This window comes from Amycolatopsis pretoriensis, from assembly GCF_900107925.1.
Classification (GTDB): Bacteria; Actinomycetota; Actinomycetes; order Mycobacteriales; family Pseudonocardiaceae; genus Amycolatopsis; species Amycolatopsis pretoriensis.
This window is the reverse complement of sequence record NZ_FNUJ01000010.1, coordinates 380,255-399,488: the sequence shown is the minus strand read 5'-3', so window position 1 is coordinate 399,488 and position 19,234 is coordinate 380,255. Positions and strand designations below refer to the sequence as shown.

The 19,234-nt window shown below is 71.8% G+C and carries 18 protein-coding genes and 1 rRNA gene; 13 read left to right on the top strand and 6 right to left on the bottom strand.

All coding sequences use genetic code 11. The features are described from left to right. Nucleotides 1–92 (top strand): 5S ribosomal RNA (gene rrf, locus BLV96_RS39245); the annotation flags it as partial. Between the two features lie 84 nt (nucleotides 93–176). On the opposite strand, the gene BLV96_RS39240 is transcribed toward rrf, so the two are convergent. Continuing rightward, nucleotides 177–617, bottom strand: coding sequence for an Lrp/AsnC family transcriptional regulator (locus BLV96_RS39240; protein ID WP_086682962.1), 441 nt, complete (start codon nucleotides 615–617; stop codon nucleotides 177–179). A 111-nt stretch (nucleotides 618–728) separates the two neighbouring features. Between BLV96_RS39240 and BLV96_RS39235 the strand changes: the two genes are divergently transcribed. The 5 genes from BLV96_RS39235 to BLV96_RS39215 all read left to right on the top strand — a co-directional run bounded on the left by BLV96_RS39235 (nucleotide 729) and on the right by BLV96_RS39215 (nucleotide 6,591). After that, entirely contained in the window at nucleotides 729–1,151 is a 423-nt protein-coding gene (locus BLV96_RS39235; protein WP_086682965.1) for a rhodanese-like domain-containing protein, read from the top strand. Between the two features lie 15 nt (nucleotides 1,152–1,166). Next, the gene (locus BLV96_RS39230; RefSeq protein ID WP_086682968.1) at nucleotides 1,167–1,916 is read left to right on the top strand and encodes a type 1 glutamine amidotransferase; all 750 of its coding nucleotides are present in this window, start codon (nucleotides 1,167–1,169) and stop codon (nucleotides 1,914–1,916) included. Between the two features lie 95 nt (nucleotides 1,917–2,011). Continuing rightward, nucleotides 2,012–3,145, top strand: coding sequence for an inorganic phosphate transporter (locus tag BLV96_RS39225; RefSeq protein ID WP_167379882.1), 1,134 nt, complete (start codon nucleotides 2,012–2,014; stop codon nucleotides 3,143–3,145). A gap of 30 nt (nucleotides 3,146–3,175) precedes the next feature. After that, a complete protein-coding gene (locus BLV96_RS39220) occupies nucleotides 3,176–6,151 on the top strand; it encodes a bifunctional [glutamine synthetase] adenylyltransferase/[glutamine synthetase]-adenylyl-L-tyrosine phosphorylase (RefSeq protein ID WP_167379881.1) in 2,976 nt (991 codons plus the stop codon). A gap of 14 nt (nucleotides 6,152–6,165) precedes the next feature. Continuing rightward, nucleotides 6,166–6,591 (top strand): acyl-CoA thioesterase, encoded by a 426-nt coding sequence (locus tag BLV96_RS39215; RefSeq protein WP_086682974.1) that lies wholly within the window; start codon nucleotides 6,166–6,168, stop codon nucleotides 6,589–6,591. A 67-nt stretch (nucleotides 6,592–6,658) separates the two neighbouring features. Here the strand turns inward: BLV96_RS39215 and glnA are convergent, their stop codons facing one another. Continuing rightward, nucleotides 6,659–8,083, bottom strand: a complete 1,425-nt coding sequence (glnA, locus tag BLV96_RS39210; protein WP_086682977.1) for a type I glutamate--ammonia ligase — start codon at nucleotides 8,081–8,083, stop codon at nucleotides 6,659–6,661. 261 nt (nucleotides 8,084–8,344) lie between these two features. On the opposite strand from glnA, the gene BLV96_RS39205 reads away from it, so the two are divergent. Beyond that, nucleotides 8,345–8,734, top strand: coding sequence for an RDD family protein (locus BLV96_RS39205; protein WP_086683004.1), 390 nt, complete (start codon nucleotides 8,345–8,347; stop codon nucleotides 8,732–8,734). A 49-nt stretch (nucleotides 8,735–8,783) separates the two neighbouring features. Here the strand turns inward: BLV96_RS39205 and BLV96_RS39200 are convergent, their stop codons facing one another. Next, nucleotides 8,784–9,512, bottom strand: coding sequence for a DUF4191 domain-containing protein (locus BLV96_RS39200; protein WP_086682980.1), 729 nt, complete (start codon nucleotides 9,510–9,512; stop codon nucleotides 8,784–8,786). A 56-nt stretch (nucleotides 9,513–9,568) separates the two neighbouring features. Here BLV96_RS39200 and BLV96_RS39195 point away from each other — a divergent pair, with 56 nt between their 5' ends. The 6 genes from BLV96_RS39195 (at nucleotide 9,569) to BLV96_RS50980 (ending at nucleotide 15,102) form a co-directional block, all read left to right on the top strand. Next, entirely contained in the window at nucleotides 9,569–11,662 is a 2,094-nt protein-coding gene (locus tag BLV96_RS39195; RefSeq protein WP_208608441.1) for an ATP-dependent DNA helicase UvrD2, read from the top strand. Nucleotides 11,663–12,466: 804 nt separating this feature from the next. Next, a complete protein-coding gene (locus tag BLV96_RS39190; protein WP_086682987.1) occupies nucleotides 12,467–12,724 on the top strand; it encodes a hypothetical protein in 258 nt (85 codons plus the stop codon). A gap of 150 nt (nucleotides 12,725–12,874) precedes the next feature. Then, nucleotides 12,875–13,231: a WhiB family transcriptional regulator gene (locus BLV96_RS39185; protein ID WP_086682990.1), complete on the top strand. Its 357-nt coding sequence runs from the start codon at nucleotides 12,875–12,877 to the stop codon at nucleotides 13,229–13,231. After that, nucleotides 13,228–13,485, top strand: a complete 258-nt coding sequence (locus BLV96_RS39180; RefSeq protein ID WP_086682994.1) for a hypothetical protein — start codon at nucleotides 13,228–13,230, stop codon at nucleotides 13,483–13,485. Before BLV96_RS39185 ends, BLV96_RS39180 begins: the two co-directional genes overlap by 4 nt. A gap of 562 nt (nucleotides 13,486–14,047) precedes the next feature. Then, complete coding sequence (locus BLV96_RS39175) at nucleotides 14,048–14,920, top strand: class I SAM-dependent methyltransferase (RefSeq protein WP_167379889.1); 873 nt, start codon at nucleotides 14,048–14,050, stop codon at nucleotides 14,918–14,920. Beyond that, nucleotides 14,917–15,102 carry a hypothetical protein gene (locus BLV96_RS50980; RefSeq protein WP_086682998.1) on the top strand — a complete coding sequence of 62 codons (186 nt, stop codon included), beginning with the start codon at nucleotides 14,917–14,919 and terminating at the stop codon, nucleotides 15,100–15,102. The genes BLV96_RS39175 and BLV96_RS50980 overlap by 4 nt, the downstream gene beginning before the upstream one ends. A 455-nt stretch (nucleotides 15,103–15,557) precedes the next feature. Here BLV96_RS50980 and BLV96_RS39165 read toward each other — a convergent pair whose 3' ends face one another. The 3 genes from BLV96_RS39165 to BLV96_RS39155 all read right to left on the bottom strand — a co-directional run bounded on the left by BLV96_RS39165 (nucleotide 15,558) and on the right by BLV96_RS39155 (nucleotide 19,052). Further along, nucleotides 15,558–16,442, bottom strand: a complete 885-nt coding sequence (locus tag BLV96_RS39165; protein WP_086684618.1) for a hypothetical protein — start codon at nucleotides 16,440–16,442, stop codon at nucleotides 15,558–15,560. A 162-nt stretch (nucleotides 16,443–16,604) separates the two neighbouring features. Beyond that, complete coding sequence (locus tag BLV96_RS39160; protein ID WP_086684621.1) at nucleotides 16,605–17,945, bottom strand: ABC1 kinase family protein; 1,341 nt, start codon at nucleotides 17,943–17,945, stop codon at nucleotides 16,605–16,607. Between the two features lie 60 nt (nucleotides 17,946–18,005). Beyond that, nucleotides 18,006–19,052 (bottom strand): ThiF family adenylyltransferase, encoded by a 1,047-nt coding sequence (locus BLV96_RS39155; protein ID WP_086684625.1) that lies wholly within the window; start codon nucleotides 19,050–19,052, stop codon nucleotides 18,006–18,008. Nucleotides 19,053–19,234 lie beyond the last annotated feature (182 nt).

Sequence of the window (19,234 nt, the reverse complement as noted above, 5' to 3'; positions counted from 1 at the left end):
CGCCCGGTCCCATTCCGAACCCGGAAGCTAAGCCTGACAGCGCCGATGGTACTGCAACCGAAGGGTTGTGGGAGAGTAGGACACCGCCGAACTTATTTTGGGAAAGGGCCTGGGCCCGGTTGAGACGTGAGTCTCCCGGCCCGGGCCCTTTTTTATTATCACAGTCGTGTTCACAGTCAGGCCCGGGGCGCCGGCCGGCTCCGCAGCGGCGAAGACAGCACCAGCGACGTCGTCGTCTCGCCGTACCGCTGCACCTTCTCCACCAACGCCTCCAGCTCGCCGGTGTCCCGGCACAGCACCCGCAGGATCCAGCACTCGTCACCCGTGATGTGGTCGGCGGCGACCACCTGCGGCAGCGGCAGCACCGCCGTCCGGAACCGGGGCGTGTCCAGGCTCCGCACCCGGGCCCGCACCAGCGCCTCGATCGGCAGTCCCAGCTTCGACGTGTCCACCCGGGCCGCGTAGCCCGTGATCACCCCGCGCTCCTCGAGCCGGTGCACCCGCTCCGTCACCGCGGAGCCGGACAGCGACACCCGGCGGCCCAGCTCCGAGAAACTGAGCCGGCCGTCCTCCTGGAGGAGCTCCAGCAGCTGCCAGTCGACGTCGTCGAGGTCCACCGTGATTCTCCAAGTCGAACGGGCCCGGAACGGGGGAATCCCCGGCCGGCCCGGGCTTCCACCCCGATTCTGCCCTGTGGCGGAAGCCCCGCGACCAGCAGGATTTACCCCATGACACGCATCCTCGCCGTCCCCGCCCCGGCCCCGGAAGCCGCCACGCGGTACTTCGGCGCCGAACTCGCCTTCGAAGTCGACCCCGACGACCTCGTCCGGGACCTCGAAGCCGGCCACACCGACGGCTACGTGATCGTCGAGACGCGGGCGCCCGAAGCTTTCGCCCAGGCCCGCATCCCCGGCGCGGTCAACCTCCCCTACCGGGACCTGACGGCCAAGAGCGCCGAGCACCTGGACCGGGACGTCGTCTACGTCTGCTACTGCGAGAGCGTCAACTGCAACGCCGCCACCAAGGGCGCCCTCAAGCTCGCCCAGCTCGGCTTCCAGGTCAAACGGCTCTCCGGCGGCATCACGGCCTGGATCGCGGCCGGCTACCCGGTGGAGGGAGCCGCCACCCCGGGAATCCGCTGCGCCTGCTGACCTACCCTGAAAAGCGTGACACGACTGCTCATCATCCAGCCGGACGCGTCGGACCCGCTCGGCCCGCTCGGCGACTGGCTCACCGGCGCCGGCGCGGAGCTGGACCTCCGGCTGCCGCCGAAGGACGAACTGCCGGACGACCTCGACGGCTACCGCGGTGTCGTCTGCCTCGGCGGCGGCATGGCCGCGGAGGACGACGCGAAGCACCCGTGGCTCGTCGACGTCCGGCGGCTGCTGGCGAAAGCCGCGACGAAGAGGATCCCGACCCTGGGGATCTGCCTCGGCGCCCAGCTGCTCGCCGTCGCGACCGGGGGCCGGGTCGAGGTCGGGCCGGACGGGCCCGAGGTCGGCCCGCAGCTCGTCAGCAAGAAGGACGCGGCGTGGACCGATCCGCTCTTCGCCGACCTGCCGCTGGTGCAGGACGTCCTGCAGTTCCACAACGACGCGATCACCCGGCTCCCGCCCGGCGCCGAGCTGCTCGCTTCCGCGCCGCTGTACCAAAACCAGGCGTTCCGGTTCAACCGGTGTGTCTACGGTGTCCAGTTCCACATCGAGACGACGCCCCTCGTCGTCGAGAGCTGGGCCGCGGATGAGCCCGAGATGGCGGAATTCGCCCGTCCGGGCTCACTCGAGCACGACGCGTTGATCACTGTCCACACTGACATCGAGGAGACCTGGCGGCCGTTCGCGCAGCGGTTCGTCCGGTTGGCCGCCGGAGAACTCGAGGCCGCCGCCGACAGTCAACGGTCCTTACCGCTGGCTTAACAGCAGGGATCACAACGAGCAACAGCCTGTTAACGCCAGGCGTCACCCTTCAGGTACCTTGCGGGAGGAGTCCCCACAAGGGTTCGGAGGTCGGGGTGGAACCCTCGTTGCTGGTCGTGATCGTCGTAGTCACGGCCCTCGTTTTCGATTTCACGAACGGGTTCCACGACACCGCGAACTCGATGGCGACGTCGATCGCGACCGGCGCGCTCAAGCCCCGCGTCGCCGTCGCGATCTCCGCGGTGCTGAACCTGGTCGGCGCGTTCCTGTCGGTGGAGGTCGCCAAGACGATCTCCAGCGGCCTGGTGGACGACACGAAGATCGGCCCGTCGATCGTGTTCGGCGGGCTGATCGGCGCGATCGTCTGGAACCTCGTGACGTGGTTCGTCGGCCTGCCGTCGAGCTCGTCGCACGCGTTGTTCGGCGGCTTGATCGGCGCCACCTGGATCTCGGCGGGCACCGACTCGGTCCACTTCGGAAAGATCGTCGAGAAGGTCCTCGTCCCGGCCGCGGCGAGCCCGGTGATCGCCGGGGTCGTCGCGATGGGCGCGACGTACTTCGTCTACCGGTTCCTCGTGCGCGGCCGCCCGGCCACGCGCGGGTTCAAGGTCGGCCAGGTCGTCTCGGCGTCGCTCGTCTCGCTCGCGCACGGCACCAACGACGCGCAGAAGACGATGGGCGTCATCACGCTCACGCTCGTCACCGCCGGCAGCCTGCCGGCGGGCGCAGCACCACCCGTCTGGGTGATCATCAGCGCCGCGTGCGCCCTCGCGGCGGGCACCTACCTCGGCGGCTGGCGCATCACCCACACCCTCGGCAAGGGCCTGACCGACATCGAAGGCCCGCAGGGCTTCGCCGCCCAGACGAGCTCGGCGCTGGTCATCCTGGTCTCGTCCCGCCTCGGCTTCCCGCTGTCGACGACGCACGTGTGCTCCGGCGGGATCGTCGGCTCCGGCGTCGGCCGCCGGGAGGCGCCGGTGCGCTGGCGGATGGCGGGCCGGATGGTGATCGCGTGGCTGTTCACGCTGCCCGCGGCCGCGATCGTCGGCGCGATCTCCGGCAAGATCGCCTCGCTCGGCGCCGCGGGCACCATCGCCGTCGGCGTCGTCGGGGTGGGCGTCGGCGTCGGGATCTGGCTGCTTTCGCGCCGGCACCCCGTGACCGCGCACAGCTTCCAGGTGCCCGAGCCGACGCCCGCCGGAACCGAACCGGGTCGGCTGGCCGCCTGAGCCGGGCCCCGCGGGATACGGTGGTCGGTGATGGCAGACCGCGCGCGATCGACCGCTTCGGCGGCGAGGTACGGCTTCACCGACTCCCGTGCCGAGGGTCAGTTGCGCGCGGCCGGCTGGTGGGACGACGGCGGCCCGGCCGTGACCGCCACCGACGTCATCGCCGCGTTGTCCCGCGCCGCGGACCCGGACCTCGCGCTGCGCGGGATCGACCGGATCCGCGAGGCCGACGACGCCGAGTGGACCGGGCTCGAGGAGCAGCTGCGTGCCAACCGGACGTTCCGCGGCCGCCTCTTCGGCGTGCTCGGGACGTCGAGCGCGCTGGCCGACTTCCTCGCCGCCAACCCCGCGCAGTGGCAGTCGCTCCTCGGCGACAAGTGCACGGATTCCGCCTGCTACCGGGAAAACCTGCGCACGGCGCTCGTGCGCGACGACGGCTCGGTGCTCACCGGCACCGAAGCCGAGCAGGCCTTGAAGATCGCCTACCGCGGCCAGCTGCTCGGCATCGCCGCCGCCGACCTGGGCCACCTCGTCGAGGCCGGGCTCGAGCACCCGCACTACGCCGAGGTCGCGGCGCAGCTGACCGAGCTGGCGGAGGCCGCGCTCGCCGCCGGGCTCGTCGTCGCCGAGGCCGAGGTCGGCGCGTCCGCGGAAGGCGCGCTGGCGATCATCGCCATGGGCAAGTGCGGTGGCCGGGAGCTCAACTACGTCAGCGACGTCGACGTCATCTTCGTCGGCGCGGACGACCTCGGCGTCTCGACGCGGCTGGCGAGCACGACGATGCGGGTCGTCGGGAAGGCGTGCTTCGAGGTCGACGCCGCGCTGCGCCCCGAAGGCAAGGCCGGCGCGCTCGTCCGCACGCTCGAAAGCCACCAGGGCTACTACCAGAAGTGGGCCAAGACCTGGGAGTTCCAGGCGCTGCTCAAGGCACGTCCGGTGGCGGGCGACGCCGAGCTCGGGCACCAGTACGCCGAGATGGTCGCGCCGCTGGTGTGGTCGGCGGCCGACCGCGAGAACTTCGTCGGCGAGGTGCAGCAGATGCGCCGCCGCGTCGAGGGGCACGTGCCGTCCGAGCACGCCGAGCGCGAGCTGAAGCTGGGACGCGGCGGGCTGCGGGACGTCGAGTTCGCGGTGCAGCTGCTACAGCTCGTCCACGGCCGCGTCGACGCGGACCTGCGCTCACCGTCCACGATGGACGCACTCGCCGCGCTCGGCGAAGGCGGTTACGTCGGCCGGCAGGACGCGGCCGAGCTGGGCGCGTCGTACGAGTTCCTGCGGATGCTCGAACACCGGCTGCAGCTGCGGCGGCTGCGCCGGACGCACCTGTTCCCGGCGACGTCCGACACGGACGAGCTGCGGATCCTCGCCCGCGCCAGCGGGATCAAGGGGAGTGCCGGGAAGACCGCCGGCGAAGCGCTGCTGGCGGAGTTCCGCAAGCACGGCAAGGGCATCCGCCGCCTGCACGAAAAGATCTTCTACCGGCCCCTGCTGCAGTCCGTCGCGAACGTGCCGACCGAGGCGCTGCGCCTGACGACCAAACAGGCCGCGAGTCGGCTGGAGGCGCTCGGCTACACGGCGCCGGACGGCGCGCTGCAGCACATCAAGGCCCTGACGTCCGGCGTCTCGCGGCGCGCGGCGATCCAGCAGGCGTTGCTGCCGGTGCTGCTCGACCTCCTGGCCGACACGCCCGATCCCGACGGCGGGCTGCTGTCGTACCGGAAGGTGTCCGAGGCGCTGCAGGACACACCGTGGTACCTGCGGGTGCTGCGCGACGAGGGCACGGTCGTCGAGAACCTGGCGCTGCTGCTCGGGACGTCCCGGCTGGTGCCCGACCTGCTCGTCCGCGCGCCGGAGGTGCTGCGGCTGCTCGGCGACCCGGCCCGGCTGCTGGGCCGCGCGCCCGCCGAGGTGGCGACGTCGCTGCGGGCCGCCGTCCGCCGTCAGCCGGGGTTGAACGCCGCGGTCGCCGCCGCGCGGTCGTTGCGGCGGCACGAGCTGCTGCGGGTCGCGTGCGCTGACCTGCTGGGCCTGCTCGACGTGCCGGCTGTGTGCGAAGCGCTCTCTTCGGTGTGGGTGGCGGTGCTGCAGGGTGCGCTGGCCGCGGCGTTCCGCCAGCGCCAGGCCGAGCTGGGCAAGACGCCCGCGCGCATCGCGGTGATCGGGATGGGCCGGCTCGGCGGCGCGGAACTCGGTTACGGCTCCGACGCCGACGTCCTGTTCGTGTGCGAGCCGTCCGAGGGGGTTTCGGACGCCGACGCGGTGAAGTTCGCGTCGTCGGTCGCGGAGACGGTCCGGAAGATGCTGGGCGCGCCGAGCTCGGACCCGGCCCTGGAGGTCGACGCGGACCTGCGGCCGGAGGGCCGGAGCGGGCCGCTGGTCCGCACGTTGGAGTCGTACCGCACGTACTACGCGCGTTGGGGCGAGGTGTGGGAGGCGCAGGCGCTGCTGCGCGCCCGGTTCGTCGCGGGCGACGACGAGCTCGGCGAGCGCTTCACCGCGATGATCGACCCGATCCGCTACCCCGAAGGCGGCCTGGACGCGACGAAGGCCCGCGAGATCCGCCGCATCAAGGCGCGGGTGGAGACCGAGCGCCTGCCCCGCGGCGCGGACCCGACGCGCCACACGAAACTGGGCCGCGGCGGCCTCGCCGACGTCGAGTGGACGGTCCAGCTGCTGCAGCTGCAGCACGCGCATTCGGTCCCGGAGCTGCGCACGACGTCGACGCTCGACGCACTGGCGGTCCTGCCCGGGGCGGGACTGGCCACGAAGTCCGAAGCGGACTCGCTGCGCGAAGCGTGGCTGCTGGCGACGCGGGTGCGCAACGCGGGGATGCTGGTGCGCGGCAAGGCGGTCGACGAGGTCCCGGGTTCGGGCCGCGACCTGGCGGCGGTGGCCCGGGTGCTCGGCCAGTCCGCGGCCGACGACCCCGGCGAGTTCCTGGACACGTACCGCCGCATCACGCGCCGGGCGCACACGGTGGTGGAGCACCTGTTCTACGAGGCCTGACCTACAGTGGGCTGGTGACCGATCGCGAGCCGTTCCGGACCCGGATCAAGGTCCGGCACTACGAGCTGGACACCCTGGGCCACCTCAACCACGCTGTCTACCACTCCTACGGCGAGGTCTCCCGCCTGGAGCTGCTGGAGGCGGCGGGTGCGATCGAGGGGCTCCGCGGGCTGGCATCAGTGCTGCTGGAGACGCACGTGGTCTTCCGCCGCGAGCTGAGGGCGGGCGACGAGGTCGACGTGACGTGCGACGTGAAGTTCGGCAGCGGCAAGACGTTCTCGATGGACTCGAACATCTACAAGGTGGACGGGACGCTGGCCGCGGAGATCACCTGCACGCTGGGGTTGATGGACCTGGAGCTCCGCAAGCTGGTGGCCGACCCGCGAGGCCGGTACGAAGCGGCGGGCGCGGACCTGAAGCTGATGTCGACGGCGGAGTGAAGAGAAACGCCGGCGGCGAGGGCTTTTCGCTCCTCGCCACCGGCGTGTCCGTGGGTGGATTACCTGATCACACGTCGTAGTACAGGCTGAACTCGTACGGGTGCGGGCGCAGGCGCAGCGGGTCGATCTCGTTCTCGCGCTTGTACGAGATCCACGTCTCGATCACGTCCGGCGTGAACACGCCGCCCTCGAGCAGGTATTCGTGGTCGGCCTCGAGGGTGTCGAGCACCGTGCCCAGGTCGCCCGGGACGAGCTTGACGTCCTTGGCCTCCTCGGGCGGGAGCTCGTAGAGGTCCTTGTCGATGGGGTCCGGCGGCTCGATCTTGTTTTTGATGCCGTCGAGGCCGGCCATCATCATCGCCGAGAACGCCAGGTACGGGTTGCCCGAGGAGTCCGGGCAGCGGAACTCGGCGCGCTTGGCCTTCGGGTTGTTGCCCGTGATCGGGATGCGGACGCACGCCGAGCGGTTGCGCTGCGAGTAGACGAGCGAAACCGGCGCCTCGAAGCCCGGGACCAGGCGGTGGTAGGAGTTCACCGTCGGGTTCGTGAAGGCCAGCAGGCTCGGGGCGTGCTTCAGCAGGCCGCCGATGTAGTGGCGCGCGGTGTCCGACAGGCCGGCGTAGCCCGACTCGTCGTGGAACAGCGGCTGGCCGTCCTTCCACAGCGACTGGTGGCAGTGCATGCCCGAGCCGTTGTCGCCGGCGAGGGGCTTCGGCATGAACGTGGCCGTCTTGCCCGCCGCGAACACCGTGTTCTTCACGATGTACTTGAACAGCTGCAGGTCGTCGGCCGCGTGCAGCAGCGTGTTGAACTTGTAGTTGATCTCGGTCTGGCCGGCGGTGCCCACCTCGTGGTGCGCGCGCTCGATCTCGAAACCGATGTTCGTCAGGTTGCGGACGATGTCGTCGCGCAGGTCGGCGAAGTGGTCGACCGGCGGAACCGGGAAGTAGCCGCCCTTGAACTTCGTCTTGTAGCCCTGGTTGCCGCCCACCTCATCGGTGCCGGTGTTCCACCAGCCCTCGACCGAGTCGATCTCGTGGAAGGAGGCGTGCTCGGCGGAGTCGAAGCGGATCGAGTCGAAGATGTAGAACTCGGCTTCGGGACCGAAGTACACGTTGTCGGCGACGCCGTACTCGGCGATGTACTGCTCGGCCTTGCGCGCGATGTTGCGCGGGTCACGGCTGTACGCCTCGCGCGTGAACGGGTCGTGCACGAAGAAGTTGAGGGCGAGGGTCTTCGCCTTGCGGAACGGGTCGATCCGCGCGGTCGCCGCGTCCGGCAGGAGCAGCATGTCGGACTCGTGGATGGACTGGAAGCCGCGCACCGAGGAGCCGTCGAACGCGAGACCCTCTTCGAATGCCTCTTCGGTGAAGGCCTTCGCGGGGACCGTGAAGTGCTGCATCACGCCGGGCAGGTCGCAGAACTGGACGTCGATGACCTCTACGTCCTCGTCGGCGATAAGGCGCTGGATGTCGTCTGGAGTAGTGGGCACCCTCGGTGACTCCTTCTCGTTCGAGCTCGTACGGCAGTGCTCTCTTCGGCTCACGCTAAGAGGGCGGTGTTGCCCGACCGTCACCCGTATGTTTCGCGGGTGTTAACGGGTGGGTGGATACCGGCTATCCGACCAGGGCGGATGTGGTCCGCGCCACCGGCATACCCTGGACGGGTGGCGAGATGGACCGGAGAATGGCTGCCCGGCACCGGCGAGGCCCGGCAGGACGCTGATCAGCGCTGGCCCGGCGAGAAGTTCGGTTTGCCCGAATCCGGCGTCGGCTCGGCGGCGAGCGGGGGCGCGAGGCTGCTCGGCCTGATCGTCGACCTCGTCGTCGCGGCCCTGGTCACGGCCATCTTCCTGCACCCCAGCCTGCAGGACCCGGCCGCGATGCAGACCTTCAACCTCTGGTCCGGCGGCGTGTGGGCGATCATCTCGGTGCTCTCCGCCGGCTTCTTCGGCTTCACACCCGGAATGGGTGTCGTCGGCATCCGCGTCGCCCGGCTCGACGGCGCCGCGCTGGTCGGCCCGCCGCGCGCGCTGGTGCGGGCGGTGCTGACGTTCGTGATCATCCCGGCGGCGGTCCGCAACGCCGACGGCCGCAGCTGGCTCGACCGGCTGACCGGCACCGTCGTCATCCGGATGCGCTGAACGAACGAAGGCCCCGTCCGAGGACGGGGCCTTCGTCGTACGCGGGGGATCAGCGACGGCGGATCGTGCGCTGGACGTTGCGCATCTTCGCGCCGGCCGGCATCGGGCCCTTCGGCATCGCCGCGCCGCGGTTGCCGAGCGCGGCCAGCTTCGCCTCGAGCGCGTCCACCTGGGCGGGCTTGAGGTTGCGCGGCAGCTTCATCAGGAAGCCCTGGAGCTTCTTCAGCGGGATCTGGCCGTCTTCGTGGCCGATCGTCACGTCGTAGATCGGCGTGTCGCCGACCAGGCGGGAGACGCGCTTCTTCTCCTGGGCGAGCAGCGTCTTCACGCGGTGCGACGCGCCCTCGGCGACGAGCACCACGCCCGGCCCGCCGAGCACGCGGTGCACGGCGTCGAGCTGCGTCGTCGCCGCGACGGTCGGCGTCACCTTCCAGCGGCCGCGCAGGTTCTCCAGCGCCCACGCCGCGGCGCCGGGCTGGCCGTCGGCCTTCGAGTAGACCGTCTTCTGGACGCGCCGCCCGAAGATGATCATGGCGAGGAGGCCGCCGAGCACCAGGCCCAGCGGGAGCAGCACCCACTGCGCGTCGAAGAAGAACCCGATCCCGAACAAGACGCCCGCGACGACGACGATCGCCCCGACCATCCACGGGATGAGCCACGGGTCTTCCTTGCGCTGCATCTTGAAGGCCTCGAAGAGCTGGCCACGGCGTGCCTTGCTCGCCGCGCGCTTCTCCTTCTTGGCCTGCTTGGCCGCTTCCTTGTCCTGCTGTCCCGCCATATGACCAGGATACGGCCGCGTGCCCCTGACCCGATTCCCCGTCCCCCTCTGCGAGGATGCGGGACGTGACCGGCGTACTTCCCCCCAAGAGTGTGACCCGTCTGCTGGATGGTCTCGACCCCGAGCAGCGCGCCGCCGCCAGTGCCCCGCGAGGGCCGGTCTGCGTGCTCGCCGGCGCCGGCACGGGCAAGACCCGGACGATCACCCACCGGATCGCCCACCTCGTCCGATCGGGGCACGTTTCCGCCGGTCAGGTGCTCGCCGTCACGTTCACGACGCGCGCCGCGGGCGAGATGCGGACCCGGCTGCGCGGCCTCGGCGTCGAATCGGCGCAGGCGCTGACGTTCCACGCCGCGGCCCGCCGCCAGCTGCGCTACTTCTGGCCGCGCGTGGTCGGCGACCGGCCGTGGGACCTGCTGGAAAACAAGTTCCGCTTCGTCGGCCAGGCCGCGACCCGGCACCGGCTCGGCACCGAGACCGAGATCCTGCGCGACCTGGCGAGCGAAATCGAGTGGGCGAAGGCGTCGCTGGTCAGCCCGGACGACTACCCGGCCGTCACCGCGCGCGCCCAGCGCGACATCCCGGCGCCGGCGGCGCAGGTCGCCGAGGTCTACCGCACGTACGAAGAGCTGAAGACCGCGGCGCAGGTCCTCGACTTCGACGACCTCCTGCTGCACACGACGGCGGTGCTCGAGGAGCACGGCGTCGTCGCCGAGGAGTTCCGCGACCGCTACCGCTGCTTCGTCGTCGACGAGTACCAGGACGTGACGCCGCTGCAGCAGCGCCTGCTCGACGCGTGGCTCGGCGGCCGCGACGACCTGACCGTCGTCGGCGACGCCAACCAGACCATCTATTCCTTCGGCGGCGCGTCGCCGCGGTCGCTGCTGGAGTTCACGCGGCGCTACCCGGACGCCACCGTCGTCCGCCTCGAGCGCGACTACCGGTCGACGCCCGAGGTCGTCTCGCTGGCGAACCGCGTCATCGGCGCGGCGCGGGGACGCCCGGCGGGATCGCGGCTGAAGCTGATCGGCCAGCGGCCCGCGGGGCCGGAGCCGCGCTTCGCCGAGTTCGACGACGAGGCGGTCGAGGCCGAAGCCGTCGCCCGCCGGGTGCGCGAGCTGCTGGACGGCGGTGTTTCGGCGAGCGAGATCGCGGTGTTGTACCGGGTGAACGCGCAGTCCGAGGCGTACGAGTCGGCGCTGGCCGAGGCGGGCATCCCGTACCTGGTCCGCGGCGGCGAGCGGTTCTTCAACCGGACCGAGGTCCGCCAGGCGATGTCGGCGCTGCGCGCGGCGAGCGGCGACGTCAGCTCCGACCTGGTCACGACGGTCCGCTCGGTGCTCGCCCGCGTCGGCCTCACGGAGTCGCCGCCGGCGGGTGGCGCGGCGAAGGAGCGGTGGGACGCGCTCCTGGCGATCGTCGAGCTGGCGGAGGAGCTGGCGTCGACGGTCGAGGACGCCGACCTGCCGCGGTTCTGCACGGAGCTCGACCAGCGCGCGGCGGCCCAGCACCCGCCGACGGTCGAGGGCGTGACGCTGGCGTCCCTGCACGCGGCGAAGGGCCTGGAGTGGGACGCGGTGTTCCTGGTCGGCCTGGCCGAGGGGACGATGCCGATCCTCCACGCGGGCGACGACGAGGCGGCGATCGAGGAAGAGCGCCGGCTCTTTTATGTGGGTGTGACGCGGGCCCGCGAGCACCTGTGGCTGTCGTGGGCGTTGGCCCGGACCCCGGGAGGGCGCCGCAACCGCCGCCGCAGCCGGTTCCTGTACGGCCTGATCCCCGAGGACCACCCGGCCGCCCGCGCGGCCCGGTCCCAGCAGAAGCCGGCCACACCGGTGAAGACGCGCTGCCGGGTGTGCGGCGGCCCGCTGCTGGAGACGATCGACGTCAAGCTGGGGCGCTGCGGGCGCTGCCCGTCCACTGTGGACGAAGGGCTGCTGGAGCGCCTCAAGACGTGGCGGGGCGACCGGGCTCGCGAGCTGAAGGTGCCGGCGTTCGTGGTGTTCACGGACGCGACGCTGATGGCGATCGCGGAGCAACGGCCGGTCGATGAGTCGGCGCTGGTGTCGATCTCGGGAATCGGTGCGACGAAGCTCGAGCGGTTCGGTGCGGAGATTCTCGGGGTCGTTCGAGCCTCGGCGGAGTCCTGAGGCCGGTTGGCCGGGACCGGGCGGTGGCGCCGGTCGGCTCGGCTCGAGCGGTCGTCCGCGTGGTGGGGGAGTCGGGCGCGGTTCGGCCTGGTCCAGGTGCTCGCGCCGGGGTCGGCTGCCGGGGTCAGCCTGGTCCAGGTACTCGCGCCGGGGTCGGCTGCCGGTTCGGCCTGGTCCAGGCGCTTGCGCCGGGGTCGGTTGCCGGTTCGGCTCGGCCGGGTCCGCGGGCGGGCCGCTCGCTCGGGGCGGTCGTTCCTTGATCGGCGTGGTTCGGGCGGCCGGAGACGCGGCGACACTGGGCGCGGTGGGCCGGGTCGTGCATCGCGTCCTGGCCGACCCGGCGCGGCGCGGTTCGTGAGCCGCGCTCAGGAGGCGTGAGGGCCAGCCGGGATGTCCCCGTGCGCCGCTGTCCGCGGGTGGTCGTGCTGGACCGCTCGGCGCGCGGCTCGGGCGCGTCGTGCCGGGGTCGGCGCGCGGTCCGGGTGGTTGTCCGCGCGGTGGGGAAGTCGGATGCGGTTGGGCCGCGTTGGTGTCGCGCGCGGGTCCGGTGCCTCGGCGGGCGGGGGCGCTCATGCGGTCTTGACCGCGTCCGGGCCATGATCCACGCGGCGAACCCGCTGCTCAGGGGCGATCTTCGTAACTTCGAGGATTTTCCCGTTAATTGAGTTGCCCCCGTGTGGTGGGGGGCAATAACCTGCCAGTACCGAGCCCGAAGGGCTCGGCTGGGGATCCACGTGCAGAGCCTAGACACACAGCGCCGCTCGGCGGCCGTGTGTGCAGAGTACAGAAGGAGGTGCCGGTGAAATGATCAGCAACATGACGCTCACGAACCCGGGCACCCGTCTGTCCTGCGCCGCGGAAGTTGCGGCTGCTCAGCGCCCGGGCACCGCTGTGTCCGTGAGCGCGCACGAGATCCGTGGCATGCGTCGCGTCGAGCGGCGTTGGGCCACCGGTGTCGTCGTCTTCGGGACGCAGGGCGTTCTCGCCGCGTACCCGCAGGCCGATCTGCCGACCATCAAGCAGTTCCGTGTTCCGTTGTCGATACGGGAGCGAAGTTCCTGACCTAAGTCAGGACAGAGGCTCACGAAGGCCGCGGAACCGGAAAACCCGGATCCGCGGCCTTCGTGTTTTTGGCTGCACAACCCAAGAGGAACAGCATTGCCCAGCTCCATCTCCCAACCGAAAACCCATACGACACAAGGAGGAACTGCCATGTCTTCGGCCATCGCCTACACCTCGGGTGAGGCAATATTCGCCGACCTGCTCGACCCCATCGCCGTCCCGGACGCGGCGCTGCCCTGCCGTTCGGGCGACGCGGACCTCTGGTTCGCCGAGTCCCCGGCCGAGCTCGAGCGCGCGAAGGCGCAGTGCGCCGACTGCCCCGTCCGCGAGGCATGCCTCGCAGGTGCCCTGGCCCGGCGCGAGCCGTGGGGCGTCTGGGGTGGCGAGATCTTCGAGCGCGGCGTCGTCATCGCGCGCAAGCGGCCCCGTGGCCGTCCGCGCAAGAACGCCACCGTCGAGCCCGCCGCGGCCAAGGCCGGCGGCGATCACCGGAGCGCCGCCGCATGAGCGTCGAACCGGTCACCACGAAGGACCACGAAGCGCGGATGAGCCGTCCGCAGCTGCAACTGACGAAGACCGAGATCGAGGAGATCAGCGAGATGTTGCTTTACGAAGAACTGTCCAGGGCCCGAATACGGGATCTGGAGGAGGGGGTCCGCGCCCAGCGGGCCCGAGGTAGCGCGCGTGCCGTACGCCGCTGGACGCGGGTAGCCCGATGGGCGAGCCGCCGAGCGGAGCGGTACCAGCTGGACCAGGACTGAGCGCCGGCCCCTGCCGCCCGTCGGGCGGCGGGGGCCTTTGCGCTGGTCAGCGCGGGTTCGGCCGGTCGGCGCGGCGGGTGCGGCTCGCGTGCGGAGTGAGCCGAGTGCTATCGCCGGGCGGTGGGCCTGTGCCGGTGAGCTGGCGCGCGCCGCCAGTGGGCTTCGGTGGCCAGCGGTGCGGTGGGGGCGCTCGCGGCGGTTCGCTGTGAGCCAAGTGCTGCCGCCGCGCGGAGGGGCCTGCGGCGGTGAGCCGATGCGTGGGCGCTGCGAGGGGGATTGCGGCGGCAGGGTTGGTGGCACTCGCGTCGGGCGCGGTCTAGGCCGAGCGCTACCGCCGTACCGGTCGTCGTGCGGCTGCGCCAGTGCCGGTGAGTTGATGCGCGGGCGCCGCCAGTTGGGCTTCGGCGGGCGTGCTCGCGGTCGGCTGCGGGTGCAGCAGGAAAAGACTCTGTGGCTGGCCGCCGCGTGGTGTGGTGCCGTGGGGTCACTGGGTGTGCTTGAGTCTGGGCTGCCGGTGCGTTTCGCCTCCTTCGCGGCGGGAGTGCTGGTGTTCAATGGGGTGATGTCCGTACACACCCACGACGACATCGACTGGGCCGATCGGCTCGCTCAGCTGCGCATGGCCGATGCCCTTGATGCCGGTGCGCTCGCGCCTGTTGCTCGGCGGTTGGTCGAGCGCCTTCCTGGGCGGCCTACCGTGCTCGATGTCGGGTGCGGGGCTGGTGGCATGAGCGTGCTCTTTGCTCGTGAGCTTGCTCGGCGGGGTGGGGGCGCCGTTGTGCTGCTTGATGCCACTGCCGCGTTGCTCGCCGAGGCTCAGCGCGCCGTGCGGGCGGCGGCCGGTTCGGATGTCGACGTTGTCGGCGTGCATGGGGATCTTGCCGATCCGCGGCTTGCCGAACGCGTACCCGCTCCTGATCTCGTGTGGGCGTCGGGCGTTATGCACCACGTTGGTGATCAGCAGGCTGCCTTGCGCTCGTTGGCGGGGCTGGTGCGGCCTGGTGGCGCGGTCGCCATCGGCGAGGGTGGGCTCGAGATGCGGTGCCTCCCTTGGGACGTCGGGGTCGGGCGGCCCGGGCTGGAGCAGCGGTTGCTCGCCGCGCGGGGTGAGTGGTTCGCCGGGATGCGGGCCGGGCTGCCCGGCAGCGTCGCCATGCCCTATGGGTGGCCGCGCGCTCTTCGTGAGGCCGGGCTGGACGATGTCGAGTCGTTCGGTGCGCTCATCGATCACCCCGTGCCGGGCTCGGAGCTGTTGCGCGAGTACGTCGTGCACCGGATCGGGTGGCTTGCCGAGTCGGCCGGGGACCGGCTCGATGCCGATGATCGCGCGACCGTCGCCGCGTTGATCGATCCCGATGGCCCGGACTTCCTCGGCCGGCGGGATGACCTGTACTTGTTCGGCGCCAAGGCGATCCACTGTGGACGGTTGCCGTGAGCGCGCCGGCGCCGGTCGTGTGCACGCGGTGTGGCCGGACTCGCGGCGCGGACGACGACCCGGCTACGGCGCTCGCCTGGGTGTCCAGCCGCGAACGGGGTGCGCTGACGTGGCTGTGTCCGGACTGCGCGCGGCAGCACGTGCGCGACATTGAGGGCAAGCTGCCCGACGAATACTGGTGATCGAACGGCGCTCCGGAGTGGTGTGCCGCAGCGCGTACGAGTGTGTGGACCGGGTTGGCTGGTGTGCGGGTGTTGGGGTGCGCGGGCGGGTGAGTTGACCGGGTTGGCTGGTGTGCGGGTGTTGGGGTGCGCGGGCGGGTGAGTTGACCGGGTTGGCCGGTGTGCGGGTGTTGGGGTGCGCGGACGGGTGAGTTGACCGGGTCGGCTGGTGCGCGGGTGCTGGGGCGCGGGCGGGTGAGTGGACCCGGGCCGGGCCGGGGTGCGGGTGTTGAGGTGCGTGGGCGGGTGTGTGGGCCGGGTTGGCCGGTGTGTGGGTGTTGGGGTGCGCCGATGGGTGTGTGGGCCGGGTTGGCTGGTGCGTGGGTGTTGGGGTGCGCGGACTGGTGGGTGGACCGGGCCCGGCCGGTGCGTGGGTGTTCGGGCGCGCGGACTGGTGGTGCGTGCGATCGCCGGGCTCATGCCGCGTCGCCGATCGAGGTCATCGGGACCGCCCGGACCTTCGGACGCGGGGTTCGGGACGCGTCGCCGAAGGCCTTGGCCAGCTCTTGCGCTACCTCGCGGGGTACCTGTTTCAGCTGGTGGACCGTGCAGCGGACCAGGACGATCCCCGTCGCGGCCAGGGCGAGGTGGGAGAACCCGCCGGTGCCGGGGCCGCAGCGGTACTGCCAGGCCAGACCCAGCTCGTCCCACCACGCGTCCGCTTCGCCGATGCGGCGGCCGCGGCGGTCGCAGATCGTCACGTCCCAGGTCGGCTGGGGCAGGCGGGCCAGGTCCATGACCTGCGCGGCCAGGCCGTGGGCCTGGATCGGCCCTTCCTCCAGGTCCCGCAGCACCTTCCGGACCGACGCCGTGCCGCGCTGAGGGCCCTCCGCCAGCTCCGTCAGCAGGTCCTGGCGGTCGCACAGCCCCCAGTAGAGCGGCAGCGTCAGCAGGTGCCGGATCTGCGCCGGGTCGGGCTCGGCCCTCGCCAGATCGAGCGCGGCCCGCGACGGCGGGGCGAACGGCAGCCCGTCGACCACCGCCGGCGCCGGCATGCGGGCCGTGCGCGCCGCGCTGACCCCCTCGCAGGGCGCCACCCGGCAGTGGTCGGGCACCAGCAGCCGGATCTCGCCGTCCGCCGGGCACTGCACGCCGTGGGCCCGCAACGCGTCGGCGCCCGTGATCACCACCCGCGGGCCGTAGCGCACCAGCGCCGCGTGCAGCCGCTGCTGCCGCGTCGGGGTGCTGTTGCGCAGCAGGACCACACCGGGGTGCAGGCGGCGCCACGGCCCACCGGGGCCGCAGAGCCGCCGGATTCTTCGGTCCGAGACCCCGGCTTTCCTGAGTTGCTCGAGGTTCATCACCTCGCACGTGCCGGGGTTACTGAGGGCCAGCGGGTCGAAGCATTGAGTAGCGGTCATGGATCGAGCATGACGGCTCGGCCAACCGGGTGGAACTCCGTTCCCCGCAGCTGTGGACAACTCGCCGGAATCCGCCCGTTCGCGGCCCGGCCTGTGGACAACTCAGGCGGCGAACCCGGGCTGCCAGCGCTCCACGATGCCGCGCGCCGGGATCTCCGCGTCGAGCTGGCAGAGGATGCCCGTCGACCCGGCCGTCACGCGGTGGATCATCAGGTACTCGGGCGGCAGGTTGAGCGACCGCCCGACCCGGAAGTCGTTGCCGCGGCTGTCGCCGACCCGCCAGGCCTGCTTCTGCATCCACTTGCGCGTGAAGTGGAAGGTCGGCTCGGCCAGCGGCTCGGTGAACGGCGCCAGGTACGTCAGCACCTCGTCCGCGGTCAGGTCGCTGTCCGGCCGGATGAACCGGTTCTCCCGCAGCACGCGCATGAGCTCGGTGGACTCGCCGTCGAGGGCCAGCCGCGTCATCTCACCCAGGTGGCGGGGGATGCCGTCGGGCAGCCGGGCCACGCCGCCGAAGTCGATGACGCACAGCCGGTCGTCCTCGGTGATCATGAAGTTGCCCGGGTGCGGGTCCGAGTGCAGCAGGTGGACGCGCTCGGGCGACGAGTAGTGGAACTCGGCCAGCAGCCGGCCCGCGAGGTTGCGCGTCTCGCGGTCGCCGTCCGCGATGACCTTGGACAACGGGGTGCCGGTCGCCCACTCGGTGACGACGACCTTCGGCGCGCTGGCCACCACGCGCGGCACGAGGATGCCGGGATCGCCGTCGAACGCCTTCGCGAAGGCGCGCTGGTGCTGGGCCTCGGCCTGGTAGTCGAGCTCCTCGTTCATCCGCTCGGAGAGCTCGGCCAGCAGCGGCTTGACGTCGGTGCCGGGCACGAACGCCTGGAACAGCCTGCTGAACCGCTGCAGCTGCCGCAGGTCGCTGCGCAACGCCTCGTCGGCGCCCGGGTACTGGACCTTGACCGCGACCTCGCGGCCGTCGTGCCAGACCGCGCGGTGCACCTGGCCGATGCTCGCGGCCGCCGCCGGCTCGTCGTCGAACGAGGCGAACCGGCTGGTCCAGGTGCGGCCCAGCTGCTCGGCGAGCACGCGGTGGGTCTGCCGGGCCGGCATCGGCGGCGCCGCGGCCTGCAGCTTCGTCAGCGCCTCGCGGTACGGCTTCGCCATGTCGTCCGGCACCGCGGCCTCGAACACGCTGAGGGCCTGGCCGAACTTCATCGCGCCGCCCTTGAGCGTGCCGAGCACCTCGAACAGCTGCTCGGCGGCCTTCGCCGACAGCGTCGCGTTCACCTGCTCCGCGCTCTGACCGGCCAGCCGCTTGCCCCACCCGCCGACCGCCCGCCCGGCGATCCCGAGCGGAAGACTGGCGAGCTTGGCGGTGCGGGCGGCACCTTTGCGCGGCATCGCGGTGTCACGATCGCCTGGGTCGCGGAAGTCGGTCACCTCCGCGATTCTGCCTTGCGTTGTCGGCGGCGCGCAGCCTGCTCGCGGCGTCTTAGTGGCCTACGTCTCCTGTCGCACCGCCGGAGCGCCGCACCCGCACCGGGCGTGCGGGGGCCAGCCGCGGTGGCGGATGCGGCCGTCGAAGGCGTCGATCTCGAGGGTCGCGTTCCACACCGGCGGCGGCGGTTGCGCGGGCGAGAGCAGCCGCATGGCCTGGGCGACGGCCAGCGACGCGCAGGCGTGGACCGCTCCGAGGTCGGGTCGCTGGTGCCGCCCGGTCAGCTGGCCGGCGACGCGGGGCCAGCACGGGTCGAGGTCGGTCCGGTGCAGGTCGGCGCACCGCACGCAGGAGCTGCGGCCCGGGACCACGAGCGGGCCGACGATGGCCGTTCCGTCGCGGACGCGGGCGAGCAGGTGCGTGACGCCGTCCGCCATCAGCTCGGCGACGACCTCCGGCGCCGGGACGACGGCGTCGGTGAGCAGCGCCAGCTCCGGGTACCGGTCGTGCAGCCGGGTGACGCGGACGTCCGGGTCGACGCGGCGCAGCAGGTCGCCGAGGGCCTGCCGCCGCGGCCGGCCCAGGTCGGCTTCGGTGAAACCGGTGCCCAGGTCGTGCTCGGTCACCGTGCCGGGCAGGTCCAGCTCGACGTGCCCGATCCCGGCGTTGGCCAGCAGGACGGCGACCGCGACCGCCACCCGGCCGTCGCCGTGCACCGTGACCGCGGTGGCACGCCGCCGGTCGGCCAGCGCCCGCTGGTGGTGGCGGGCGCGCAGGGACCAGAGGCCGGTTTCGCCGCGGAAGCCCGGACCGTCCGGGGCGCCCGCGTCGGTGACCAGGCCGAGCGCGGTCAGCTGCCGGAGGAGGGTCTGCAGCTGATCACGGTGTTCGCTCTCGGCGAGCAGAAGCCGTTCGACGGGCTTGCTGCCGTCCAGCGCGCGCAGCCGCTCGACGAGGCCCGGCGGCAGGCCTTCGACGATCACCCCGTGGCGCGGGTCGAGCCCGAGCTGGATCTCCCGCGCCCCGCGTTCGAGCACGGATATGCCCGGGAGCAGGGCGGGATGGGCCGGCAGCAGCACCGGTGGCATGTCCGCGGGGGAGAGGATCATGTCCGCAGGATGGCACCCGGCGGCGACCGCCCGGCGTTTTCCGGGGCCGGATCGGCCGAGTTGTCCACAAGTGCAAGGGGCTGTGGACAACTCGGGTCTGTGACCTCAATGCGCTCGGAGTTGTCGGTGCCTGGCCTTACCGTTGTCGAGTGGTCGAAGCACGGACGCCCTCGCTGAGAGGC